The 13,240-nt window shown below is 46.6% G+C and carries 8 protein-coding genes and 2 riboswitches; all 8 genes read right to left on the reverse strand.

Features of this window, described 5'->3' with window-relative positions:
• Positions 1-566 precede the first annotated feature (566 nt).
• The 8 genes from AY633_RS08725 to ilvD all read right to left on the reverse strand — a co-directional run bounded on the left by AY633_RS08725 (position 567) and on the right by ilvD (position 13,030).
• Entirely contained in the window at positions 567-1,904 is a 1,338-nt protein-coding gene (locus tag AY633_RS08725) for an NCS2 family permease (RefSeq protein WP_068487974.1), read from the reverse strand.
• Positions 1,905-2,013: 109 nt separating this feature from the next.
• Positions 2,014-2,115, reverse strand: a riboswitch (purine riboswitch).
• Between the two features lie 113 nt (positions 2,116-2,228).
• Positions 2,229-3,767 (reverse strand): glutamine-hydrolyzing GMP synthase, encoded by a 1,539-nt coding sequence (gene guaA, locus AY633_RS08730; RefSeq protein ID WP_068488292.1) that lies wholly within the window; start codon positions 3,765-3,767, stop codon positions 2,229-2,231.
• A 125-nt stretch (positions 3,768-3,892) separates the two neighbouring features.
• Positions 3,893-3,994: riboswitch (purine riboswitch) on the reverse strand.
• Between the two features lie 31 nt (positions 3,995-4,025).
• Positions 4,026-6,209 (reverse strand): transglutaminase TgpA family protein, encoded by a 2,184-nt coding sequence (locus tag AY633_RS08735; RefSeq protein ID WP_068487975.1) that lies wholly within the window; start codon positions 6,207-6,209, stop codon positions 4,026-4,028.
• A complete protein-coding gene (locus AY633_RS08740) occupies positions 6,206-7,381 on the reverse strand; it encodes a DUF58 domain-containing protein (protein WP_253183185.1) in 1,176 nt (391 codons plus the stop codon). The genes AY633_RS08735 and AY633_RS08740 overlap by 4 nt, the downstream gene beginning before the upstream one ends.
• Before the next feature lie 35 nt (positions 7,382-7,416).
• The gene (locus AY633_RS08745) at positions 7,417-8,367 is read right to left on the reverse strand and encodes an AAA family ATPase (RefSeq protein WP_068487977.1); all 951 of its coding nucleotides are present in this window, start codon (positions 8,365-8,367) and stop codon (positions 7,417-7,419) included.
• Positions 8,368-8,551: 184 nt separating this feature from the next.
• Positions 8,552-9,385 carry an ammonia-dependent NAD(+) synthetase gene (gene nadE, locus AY633_RS08750; protein ID WP_068487978.1) on the reverse strand — a complete coding sequence of 278 codons (834 nt, stop codon included), beginning with the start codon at positions 9,383-9,385 and terminating at the stop codon, positions 8,552-8,554.
• 11 nt (positions 9,386-9,396) lie between these two features.
• The gene (locus tag AY633_RS08755; RefSeq protein WP_068487979.1) at positions 9,397-10,866 is read right to left on the reverse strand and encodes a nicotinate phosphoribosyltransferase; all 1,470 of its coding nucleotides are present in this window, start codon (positions 10,864-10,866) and stop codon (positions 9,397-9,399) included.
• A 478-nt stretch (positions 10,867-11,344) separates the two neighbouring features.
• Positions 11,345-13,030 carry a dihydroxy-acid dehydratase gene (gene ilvD / locus AY633_RS08760; RefSeq protein WP_068487980.1) on the reverse strand — a complete coding sequence of 562 codons (1,686 nt, stop codon included), beginning with the start codon at positions 13,028-13,030 and terminating at the stop codon, positions 11,345-11,347.
• Positions 13,031-13,240 lie beyond the last annotated feature (210 nt).

Genomic DNA, 13,240 nt, shown 5'->3' on the forward strand with positions numbered 1-13,240 from the left:
AGCGTTCGTCCTGAGCCAGGATCAAACTCTCCATTATAGAGTAGTTGATTGCTAAATACTGCTGGCGTATCGCCGTCTCGAAAGACGCGCGATTCGCTTGATCTGCCGTAGCTGATCAGTAAGTTGTGTCACGAACACCAAAGCTTAAAATGACCGATTGCTCCGATCGCCCGGGGGCAACCATCGCAAAAGCCGTTCTCGCGCCAAGGCGCTCGTGACGTCTATTGTTGACGTTTTGCTGTTCAGTTTTCAAGGTTCATGTTGTGCGCCTCTCTTGGCGACTTGACTAATATAGCACGCTACAAAAATAACGTCAAGCTTTTATGAGAAACTTTTACCCTTTTAATTATAACTCAATATTCTTAATATTCAACTAAAAAATTATTACAATTTTGAAAGGAGGTTGCTTCCTTTCATGCAAATACTTGCCTCAATTTATTAATCGTTATTCACCACGTAAACACACCGTCTACTGGCCAATTATTTAACACACTTCCTACTATATATAGAAGAAAGCTTTCTCGACAATATAAAAAAGACTGCCAGCTTACGCCGACAGTCTTTCTTTAGACTAAGAAAATGAAATACAAAACAAAAATAACGAATAGCCCGTACATGATAGGATGAATTTCTTTTCTTCTTCCTGCAACCAACATTGTGATCGGATAGAAGATAAAGCCAATCGCAATACCCGTAGCGATGCTATAGCCAAGCGGCATCGCGATCATTGTTAGAAATGCTGGGACAGCAATTTCAAACTTGCCCCATTCAATTTGACCAAGAGCTGAGACCATCAAGACGCCCACTATGATCAAGGCTGGCGCTGTGACTGCGCTTGTGATTACTGACAACAATGGATAGAAAAGAATCGCAACCAGAAATAGAATTCCTGTAACCACCGAAGCAAAACCGGAACGTGCTCCAGCTGCTACACCAGACGTCGACTCAATGTATGACGTCGTAGTCGAAGTTCCGAAGATAGCTCCACTCACCGTTGCAATGGAATCAGCCAGTAAAGCTTTTCCAGCGCGTGGTAATTTATTGTCTTTCATAAGACCAGCTTGGTTTGCTACCGCCACTAATGTTCCGGCAGTGTCGAAAAAGTCTACGAACAAAAATGTCAGCACAATGACTAAGAATTGGATAGTCATTAATGAACCCGGATCATTAAAGATCGGTTCGAGTGCTACGCCGAATGTTGGCGCGAGACTCGGAACATTTAAATCAATGACTGCAGTCGGTAAGCTGATTACTTGGAAAACCATGCCGACGACAGCAGCAATCAGAATCCCAAAGAAAATTCCACCCTTTACTCCACGAACCATCATGATCACGGTAATAAATAAGCCGAAGATTGCGAGCAAAGCGGAGCCAGTCGTTAAATCGCCGAGCCCAACAAGTGTATCCGGATTCCCTACAATTATCCCGGCATTTTGCAATCCGATAAACGTAATGTAAAGGCCAATACCCGCACCGACTGCGTATTTCAATTGCGCGGGAATGGCATTGATGATGGTTTCACGGATGCCCGACAATGTCAGCAGGATAAAAATCAATCCCGAAACCAATACCCCCGTCAATGCGGTTTGCCAAGGTACGCCATAGGTAAGAACAACCGTATAAGAAAAGAACGCGTTGAGGCCCATACCTGGCGCCAAAGCAAGCGGGTATTTTGCTATGATCCCCATCAATAAGCTTCCGATAGCAGCCGCTAGCGCTGTTGCCACAAATACTGCACCATAATCCATGCGAAGAGCCGGATCCAAATCAGGAATCGAGTCCATCGTCAGCGTTAATGGATTGACTACCAAAATATACGCCATCGCTAAAAATGTGGTTAAACCGCCGATAAATTCTTGACGATAGTTTGTACCAAGTTCTTCAAACTGAAAATATTTTTTCATGCATAATTCCTCCGTATGCTTTTGTATAAGTCTACAAAAAAAACGCATACAGCGATTTGCCGTATGCGTCCGATTATCTCCGTCTGAAAACAGAGAGTCCGCCTATTTTATAAGGCGGACAAAAAATCGTAGTCGGATCATTTACGGTGAACCGGTAGAGACTCTCAGGCCATATTCCTGAATTTATACGACAAGCTTATTTAATTTCATAAATAGAATACCACGATAGGTATGAATAAACAAGATAAACACGAACAATTATCATTTTTTTTGATTAAAGGTTCGTAAAAAAAGGAAAACGGCTGCAATTTGCAGCCGTTTACTCTATTCCCACTCGATAGTTGCAGGTGGCTTACTCGTAATATCGTATAATACACGGTTGATGTGGTCTACTTCGTTAACGAGGCGGACACTGATTTTCTCGAGCACATCCCATGGGATTCTTGCCCAGTCAGATGTCATGCCATCGATCGATGTCACTGCACGGATTCCGATTGCGTAGTCATATGTGCGGGCATCGCCCATGACGCCGACGCTGCGGATATCCGGCAGCACCGTGAAATATTGCCAAACATCACGATCAAGGCCGGCTTTCTTGATTTCATCACGCAAAATCCAATCCGATTCGCGGACGATTTCAAGCTTTTCTTCCGTGACCGCTCCCATGATTCGAATTCCGAGGCCTGGACCTGGGAATGGCTGGCGCCAAACGATTTCATCCGGCATGCCAAGCTCCGTGCCGAGTGCACGCACTTCGTCTTTGAACAAAGTGTTAAGCGGTTCAATCAATTCGAATTGCATGTCTTCAGGCAATCCGCCCACATTGTGGTGGGATTTGATCGTTTGGGCAGTCGTTGTGCCGCTTTCGATAATATCGGTATAGAGAGTGCCTTGGGCAAGGAAATCCATGCCTTTTAGTTTCTCTGCTTCATCGTCGAATACATAGATGAATTCGTTGCCGATGATTTTGCGTTTTTGTTCAGGATCGCTTACGCCTTCGAGTTTTTTCATGAAGCGCTCACGGGCATCGATCTTGATGACGTTCATATGGAAGCCATCTGCGAAGGTTTTCATGACGCTTTCCGCTTCCCCTTTGCGGAGCAGGCCGTGGTCTACGAACATGCATGTCAATTGATCGCCGATCGCTTTGTGGATCAAGACGGCCACGACAGACGAATCGACGCCACCGCTTAATGCGCAAAGGACTTTTTTGTCGCCCACTTGCTCGCGAATTTTGGCGATTTCTAATTCAATGTAGTTTTCCATTGACCACTCGTCTTTCATGCCGCAAACGTCGAAAACGAATTGACGCAGCATTTCGTTGCCGTAAACGGAGTGGCGGACTTCCGGATGGTACTGAACTCCGTAAAGTTTGCGTTCTTCGTTGGCCATTGCCGCAACCGGGCATCCTGGGCTTGTCGCAATGACATCAAATCCAGGAGGTGCTGCTGTCACGAGGTCACCGTGACTCATCCAGACGATTTGTTCTTCAGGTACATCTTTGAAAATGGAACTTTCTTTTGTCAAAGTCAGTTCAGCTTTTCCGTATTCACGATTAGAAGCTTTCTCGACCTTGCCTTCCATACGAAGCGCCATCAATTGCATGCCGTAGCAAATGCCAAGGATTGGCAATCCCATTTCGAAAATTTCAGGGTCAATAGAAAATGCATTTTCATCATAAACGGAGTTTGGTCCGCCGGAGAAGATAATCCCCGTTGCATTCATTTCCTTGATTTCGGTCGCAGTGATTGTATGCGGATGGAGTTCGCTGTACACTCCGATTTCCCGGATGCGGCGCGTGATCAATTGGTTATACTGGCTGCCGAAATCCAAGACGACGATTTTTTTCTGTTCTTTCAACATAGGGCTGACTGGCAAATCCTTCACCTCTTCTGTTCGATTCAGGCCACAATATAAAAAAGAACGCGAAAAATCACTCCTCGCGTTCTTGTCCTCTACGTTAAAAAGGCGAATGCACAGGCAAATAAGCATGCGTCATCCGCCTTCATAGTCAAGTCATTTCCGGTGACTTGGTAGAGACATCCGAACCGTATCATCGGACATATATGAGGGCACTGTATTCTATAATTTTCTCAATTGTACAGGCTAGTGTTTTTAAAATCAACCGCTTGTCCGATTGATTAAATTTTCCCAACTTTCCTTCAGCTTCGGCCAATCGACTGAATGAGGGTCGCCGCCATAAATGGATTTCTCATACGCTGCCGTTAATTCTGTCATTTCTTTTGTGCCAAAAAATGAATCGACGTATTCAGCATAAGAACGCAGCGTCTGACCTGGCGCCCGCTTAATTCCATATAGTTCCAATTGCTTTAACAGCCGCAAATAGGCTTTTTCAAAAGTTTCTGCATCTGCTTGTTTTCGGCGGTAATACGGAATTAATACTTTGGGCATCCATTTTTTGCGGATCGAGAATAATAGGAGAGCCAACAAAAGCAAGGCGATAGTTGCTGCGATTAGCTTTCCAGCCTGTTCGGCTACAAATGCCAGGAATCGCTCACCTGTTGTAGGCTCAGCATTCGTGGCAGCGTTGCTATCCGTCTGTTCAGGCTGGGTTTCGGGTTCAGGTTCCGGGCGGTCTGGCATTTCTTCTTCCGGATCGGAAGCGTCGATTTCCAAATCGAAATCGATGGAAGACGAGCCAGTAAAGCCGATGGTTGGTTCGAACATCATCCAGCCTACTCCTGGCATATAGGCTTCCACCCAAGAATGTGCGTTATTGTTCGTAACTTCATAGACGTCGTAGCCATCCACTGTATCAATGACTTCTCCTTCATTGAAGCCTTTTACCCAACGCGCAGGAATATCCAAAGAACGCAACATAACGACCATCGATGTAGAGAAATTATCACAATACCCCCGCTGCGTCTCAAAGAGGAATTGGTCGACATAATCTTCGTCTCCCTCAGGAATGGCAATGTCACTTTGGCTATATTCAAAACCATTGGTGCCAAAATAGCGTTCTATCGCTTGTGCTTGAGCATAGACCGTATCGGAACCGGCAGCGATTTCTTGTGCCAGTTCCCCAACCCGGTCAGGCAATTCATCAGGTAGTTGCAGGTAGCGATCATATTCCGTTGGCAAGCCGTCAAGTTGTTCAACATCGGTTTCACGCAATGCGGTCAAACTGAAAGAAGGTTCGCTGTAAAATACTTCATAGACATCGGGTTCAAACGCTGTATTTTCCTGTAAAGTGTCGAAGCGTTGTTGAACGGGATCGTAGCGATAATCCAATGTTTCTTCCATTAAGAAAGAGGCGGTACCATAAGGATAGAGAACAAATGGAAATGGCAATTGCATATCAACAAGAGCTGAAGTACGGTCTTCTCCTTGTGGTGGAAAATCCGTCACTACTTCATCACCGTTTCGGTAGAATTGCTCTTGTGCATCTTCGTCCGAAAGCTCCCAGCCTTTTGTTGTGTAAACATCTTTCACTTCAACTTTCCAATATTGGCCTTCTTCGACTTCTGCCCTGAAAACAGTCGTATCATCGGAAACAAAAGAGCCACCGAGCTGAGAATCATCGACGCCATAGCCGATGCGCCCAACGCCGCCTTGCCCGACACCGCCCTGCCCCGAATAGGAAGTGATATATGGAACGGGGTCCGGCCAAATTGGTTCGGCTTTTGGCAAGTAAAAGGCAAAGGCCGTTGAAGCGACCAATAACATCAATAACGGAATTGAAAAGACCAATAGTTTATCGGTCTTCGCAGTTGCCGCGTGATGCTCCATCCACCTGGCCAAGTGCAATAACCCGGCCAATAGCAGGCCAATTACCATAATACGAACGATAGCTGCATCCCCTGAATAAGGGCTAAATGTATCCAATACCGCGATAAACACAACCGTCAATAGATAGAATAGGAAAATACTTAGGCGGAAACTAACCCAATAGTGGATCAGGTAAATAGCCATCCACAATAGTGCAAAAAACAGGACTGTGCGGAACGCATCGGTTGTTGCTTGCCAATCCTGACTGAACAGGGCCGATAAACTGATACTGGCCTGTTCCATAACAAAAGCTAGGCTTTCCGCCGTAAAAAACAGATTTCCGGTATATACATAGACGATAAACCATAAAATATAAATCACTTTCACCGGAGCGGTGACCCACCACGGGATATCGAAAAACGCCATTATGAGACCTATAGCTACAAAAGCTAAAAACAGTCTGTGATGGCCAGTTTCAGTTAATTCGATAACAGGGCGTAGCCATTCCGACAGCAGCAAAAAAACCAATATGTACAATAACCCCATAAATACTTTGTTTTTTCTGATCGAAGTCATGAGCGATTCGCCTCCATGAACGCCGAAGCGAAATTTCCAGGCTCGATTACTTTGACACGAAACCCTTTTGATCTGGCATATTGATGGTTTTGTTCGTCCTCAGGAGTGAGCGATTGACCTTTTTCTGTCACAACGAAACAGAGACATTGACTTAAGCTCGTCGCATTCCGCCGAATCTCGTCAACTATGCCGCGAGACAGCGAACCCGTGACATAAACTAGGCTTGATACATGAACTTGCTTTAAGTCCTGTCCGACGAGCGCCTCGATCGGGCGGTCTAAATCATCCTGAACTTTTGCCAAATGATAGAGCGCGCGTTGCAATTGTTCATCGCTTTGAATCAATGGAAAAAAAGCACGCGGTGTGCCGGGCGATAAATAAGCGACACTGGCACGGGATGCCACCACGGCAGTAAGGATCGAGGCAATCAATTCAACTTGCCTTTCGAAAACCGGAGACGGAGAACGGTCATCGAGCAAGAACAAATCCTGCGATTGACGGTCTTCGAATTCTTTCGTGCGCATCGTCTGCGTCCGCGCAAACGATTTCCAGTGAATCCACGAAACCCTGTCTCCCGGCTGGTAATCACGGATCCCGCTCGCCATCGTTGTATCTTTCACCAAAGTGTAAGGTGCTGCGATCGAACCTTGGTCAAAACTAGAGCCGATCGGCCGATATTTCATTTCAACCGTATTCGGGTAAACCAGTATAGATTGTGTGGCCGGCAATACTTGCCGCTTTTTTACCCATCCAAAAAAATCGGCCGTCTCCACCACTACGCCCTCTAAAATGTGCTCACCTCTTGGCATTTCCCCGATTTCGTAATCCCAGGAAAACTGACGGCGGAACCCTGGAATCAACAGCCGCTGACCGGATTCTGCCACGCGAACCTTAAAACGTGCAGATTGCGCTTGCTCTTCGAGGACTGTATACAGCAGCGGAAATGGCAAAGTGCGGCTCACCGTGACCGTGGCCGAAAAACGATGGCCGCTTTGGACGCGCGGCGTATGCACCACGCGTTCTGCGCGCAAATTCCGCAATGGATAAAATGACAACAAAATCGAATAGACGATAAATGGCACAGATATGTAAAAGATAAACCAACTAACAAATCCGCCTTGGAACATGGCAAATGCAAAAGTCAAAAAAAGCAGGATGAGCACAAATATCATCCTGCCCGAAGAGCCTAAAATTTGTTTAACCCGCTTCATTGATTTACAAGCCTTTGCACAGGAACACGCGTCTTGGCTATGATGCGCTCTGTCAGTTCTTCTGCGGTAATACCGTCATAGCGGGCTTCAGAGCGCAGCATGATGCGGTGGCCAAAAACAGGTTTTGCCAAATATTGAATGTCATCCGGCGTGACATAATTACGCCCTTTGAGCATGGCATAAGCTTGAGCCGCTTTCATTAAGGCAATCGAGCCACGCGGGCTGACTCCAAGATAAACGTAAGGGTCGCGACGGGTGTGAGTCGCCAACTCGACAATATAAGCGCGAATGGTATCGTCGACGCGAATCGTCCGCACCGCATCCTGCAGCTCCAGCAATTCCTCTAAGGTCAGCACCGATTCCAGCTCTTCGATCGGCGGAATAGACTGAGAACGTGTCAATACCTCAATTTCTTCTTCGCGTGTCGGATAGCCCATTTTTACTCTCAGTAAGAAACGATCCAATTGCGCTTCTGGTAATGGATAAGTCCCTTCGTATTCAATCGGATTCTGCGTCGCCATCACGAAGAACGGTTTTGGAATCTGCATCGTTACGCCATCCGTTGTCACTGAAGCTTCTTCCATTGCTTCCAATAATGCTGACTGGGTCTTTGGAGATGTCCGGTTGATTTCATCCGCTAAGACGATATTGCCCATAATCGGGCCCGGACGAAAATGGAATTGCATATCTTTTGGACTGTATATGGAAACACCTACCACATCTGAAGGCAGCAAATCCGGAGTGAACTGGATACGTTTAAAATCCGCTCCGACTGATTTTGCCAGCGCACGTACCAGCATCGTTTTGCCGACGCCCGGTACATCTTCCAGCAAAACATGGCCGTGTGATAATAAAGCGACCAAACTCAACTCAGCGATTTCACGTTTTCCGATAATCACTTTTTCGATATTATCTATGACTTTTCCCAATCGTTCTGTCGCTTTCACATCGGTTCCTCCTATATAAGTAAAAAAGGTTTTGAATTATCACAATCTTATTGCCATCATAGCGGATTTCAGGCGATAACTCAACTGAGCCATTGTGGCACACTTAGGGGACGGGGCTTTTTGAACGATGTGTTTACATAGAAAAACGGGAAAAGCACCCGCTTTTCCCGTTGATTGATCTTATTTAATTGTTTTTCCAGAAATCGTCAAAAATCGTCACCGGCAAATTGCGTTTATGCTGGGTTTTCAAATAATAACCTTCTAGTTTTTCACGCGCGTCTTCAGCAATTTCCTTGCCTTCGAGGTAATCGTCGATTTGCTCATAGGTGATGCCGAGCGCGACTTCATCTGGAATGGCTGGTTTATCTTCCTCTAAATCAGCTGTTGGGGCCTTAGTATACAAATGCTCAGGCGAACCAAGCGCTTTCAGCAGTTCACGACCCTGCCGTTTATTCAACCGGAACAAAGGCAATACATCCGCTGCGCCGTCGCCATATTTTGTGTAAAAACCGGTAATCGCCTCAGCCGCGTGATCAGTGCCTAGCACGACTGCATTGTACATGGCGGCCACCGAATATTGTGCTTTCATGCGTTCGCGCGCTTTTTCGTTACCTTTGGCAAAATCCGTTAGCTTGATGCCTTCCGCTTCTAGCGCACGGTCGCTTCCATCGACAGCTTCTTTGATGTTGATGGTATAAACTTTAGTTGGCTGAATGAATCGGATTGCATCCTGCGCATCGTGTTCATCGCCTTGGACACCGTATGGCAAACGCACACCGTAAAAACTGTATACCTGCTCGCCCGCTTCCTCATTCAGCTCGTCAACGGCCATCTGTGCGAGCTTGCCGGCAAGCGTTGAATCCTGGCCGCCAGAAATGCCGAGTACAAATCCTTTCAGGAAAGAATGATGCTTAAGATACTCTTTCAGGAAATTGACCGTCCGTTTGATTTCTTCCTGTGGATTGATTGAAGGTTGTACTTTCAATTCGTCAATGATCTGCTGTTGTAATGTCGACATGTAGATCCTCCTTATTTGTTCATGAATTCCTGTACTGATTCCCGCACTTCCTGGATGTTGCGCATTTTGTTATTCCAGCATTTCTCACTCAAATCAACTGGGTATTCTTCCGGGTTGAGCGATCGTTTGTATTCGTCCCATAGTAAATCGAGCGTCCCTACCGCATATTGTTGGATTTCCTGAAGCGATGGATTCTTATACACCACTTCCCCTGATTCAATCACTTGTTGATGGATGTTGACAGCATCGAAATTGGTGATGAACTTCGAGACAAAGGTATGGACGGGATGGAACATTTTCAGTCTTTCTTCAGAAGCTGGGTCTTCATCGTGCAGGGTGATATAATCACCTTCTGATTTCCCATTTTCCCTATCTATAATCCGGTAAACGTTTTTCAATCCAGGGGTCGTCACTTTTTCTGCATTGCCAGAAATTTTGATAGTGTCTTCCATTTCGCCGACACTGTTTTCGATCGAAACCAATTTGTAGACAGCTCCAAGTGCTGGTTGATCGTAGGCGGTGATGAGCTTTGTTCCAATGCCCCACGCATCGACTCGTGCGCCTTGCGCCTTCAAGTTGAGGATCGTGTACTCGTCCAAATCATTGGATACGACCACTTCGGTATCATGAAATCCAGCATCATCCAGCATTTTACGCGCTTCTTTGGATAAAAAAGCAATGTCGCCGCTATCTAGGCGAATGCCGCGGAAATTGATCTTATCGCCAAGTTCTTTCGCTACTTGGATGGCGATCGGCAAACCCGACTTCAAGGTATCATACGTGTCGACCAAAAAGACGCATTCACGATGGCGCTTCGCATAGGCATGGAACGCTTCGTATTCGTCTTTATATGCCTGGATCATTGAGTGGGCATGAGTGCCTGCTGCTGGAATGCCGAACAATTTGGCGGCACGGGTATTGCTTGTCGCTTCTAACCCACCGATATACGCAGCCCGCGTACCCCAGATCGCCGCATCCATTTCTTGTGCACGGCGCGTGCCAAATTCCATGACGCGTTCCGTGCCGACAACTTGCTTGATGCGGCTTGCTTTAGTGGCAATCAAAGTTTGATAGTTAACGATATTGAGCAGAGCCGTCTCAACCAATTGGGCTTCCAAAAGAGGGGCTTCGACACGGATTAGCGGTTCATTTTGAAAAACAAGCTCGCCTTCAACGACTGAATAGACATCTCCTGTAAAACGGACTTCTTTTAGATACTCCAAGAAATCTTCCCGATAGCCGAGTTCATCGCGCAAATAAGCAATATCACTTTCCGAAAAATGGAAATTCTTTAAATAATCAAGAACCCGCTCAAGCCCCGCAAATGTGGCATAACCATTGCCGAATGGCAATTTCCGGAAAAATAATTCAAATACCGCTTTCCGTTCGTGCATTCCATCCGCCCAATAGGTTTCCGCCATATTAATTTGGTATAAATCGGTATGTAATGCCAAGCTATCATCTGCATAACGCGTTTCCACTAAAATCCCCTTCTTCCACAGTAATGACTCTTATTATACATCAAATTCCTTATTTTATAAGCTCTTGTCTTCACACGTAAGCCCTATCATTGACATATACCCAAAAATATGAGATAGTATTCAGAGTTAACTACGAGGTAACATATATAAATTTTGATGACTGGCATTCTACGCAATGTTTTTGAAGATACTTATTCACACTGGCGCGATTAAAGGATCGCAAGGACGTAAAAGAAGGCAGGGTTTACGTTGCTTAAGTTTAAAGCACCCAGTGGAACTATTACCGCGGCAATGAAAGCAAACACTTTCAATGGAAATGATTCCCCGTTCATTACGGGTTAATATTTAAGTCAAAACGCATGATTGTTACCTAATAAACAAAGGGCCGCCCTCACTCGAGGGCGGCCCTTTTCCAATTTCCAGACGAAATAAAAGCAGCGCCGCACCGGTTCCACACCGAAGTTGACGCTGCTGTTTGTTATCGATTTAAATAATCTGTCACGGCGCCTTTAGAAGAACAAGAGACATTGTGTGCGTATTTCCCAAGGACCCCTTTTCGGTAAAGCGGCGGTGCTGTCCATTCGCTTCTGCGCTTTTCAAGTTCTTCTTCGGAAACGTCCATGGAGATTTCTTGCAGATCGGAATCGATCGTTACCATGTCGCCTTCTTGAAGCAAAGCGATCGGCCCGCCGGATTGTGCTTCCGGTGAAATGTGGCCAACGACTAGCCCATGCGTCCCTCCGGAGAAACGGCCATCGGTGAGCAATGCAACAGATTCGCCCATGCCTTTTCCGACGAGGATTGCTGAAATCGACAGCATCTCCGGCATGCCCGGACCTCCTTTGGGACCGACATAACGAATGACCAAGACATCGCCGTCGTTGATTTCGTTTGCCATGACCGCGGCCGTTGCTTCTTTTTCATTGTCAAAGACGCGTGCTGGGCCCGTGTGGCGATTGACTTTTACACCAGACACTTTAGCAACGGCGCCTGTTGGGGACAGATTGCCTTTTAAGACAATCAATGGGCCGTCTTTGCGCTTCGGATTGTCAAACGGCATGATGACGTCTTGCCCTTCTTCCAGGCTCAGCGCTTGCTGCAAGTTCTCGGCGACTGTTTTTCCGGTGACTGTCATGCAATCGCCGTGCAAATAACCCGCTTCCAACAACATCTTCATCACAGCTTGAACGCCGCCTACTCGGTGAAGGTCTTGCATGACGTATTTGCCGCTTGGTTTCAGGTCCGCAATATGCGGTACGATTTTTTGCAGGCGGTTGAAATCGTCAATCGTCAAATCCACTTCCGCTGCGTGCGCGATCGCCAGCAAGTGTAGGATCGCATTTGTCGAACCGCCAAGCGCCATGACCACGGTGATCGCGTTTTCGAACGCTTCTTTTGTCATGATGTCTTTCGGGTAGATGCCGAGCTCCAGCAAGTTATGGACCGCTGCACCTGCCGCTTCACAATCCGCTTCCTTATATTCAGACACGGCCGGATTCGAGGAGCTTCCCGGCAAACTCATGCCCATCGCTTCAGCAGCTGAAGCCATCGTGTTCGCTGTGTACATCCCGCCGCACGAACCTGCGCCGGGACAAGCGCTGCATTCGATTTTGCGCAATGCCGAGTCGTCGATGGTGCCGTTATTGTGCTGGCCAACACCTTCGAACACAGATACGATATCGATATCCTGGCTGTTGTAGCGCCCTGCTGCGATCGTTCCCCCGTAGACAAATACGGCTGGCACTTCGGAATTGGCGATGGCAATCAAACATCCTGGAATATTTTTATCGCAGCCGCCGATTGCAACGAGCCCGTCCAAGCTTTCTGCACCGACAACGGTTTCAATAGAGTCAGCGATAACATCTCGGCTCGATAGCGAATATTTCATGCCTTCTGTCCCCATGGAAATGCCATCAGAAACGGTAATCGTATTGAAGATAAACGGAACAGCACCGGCTTGTCGCGCACCTTTTTTAGCGGCTCTTGCCAGTTCATCGATATGTATATTACAAGGTGTGACTTCGCTCCATGTGCTCGCGATGCCGACCATCGGCTGCTCGAAGCCTTCGTCCGTCACGCCAACCGCACGCAGCATCGCACGGTTCGGGGCTTTCATCGGCCCTTCGCTAAAAACTTTACTCTTGATGCGCAAATCCTTCTTCATTAGTATCCTACCCTTTCTGTTCTATGTATCTGCTTCGCGGATTCACGGAGCACTCATTAAATTCACCGGCCCCAGATAAATCACCTAGCTAGCCATCCGGAATTGAGGATCCGGCTGATTTGAGTTTCTCTCTATTATAGAGTACATTTTTCAGAATTCAACGAATAAATCGATAATTAATAATAATATTTTACAATTTGTCACAATTAC

Source organism: Planococcus maritimus (assembly GCF_001592825.1).
In the GTDB taxonomy this organism is placed as follows: domain Bacteria; phylum Bacillota; class Bacilli; order Bacillales_A; family Planococcaceae; genus Planococcus; species Planococcus maritimus_C.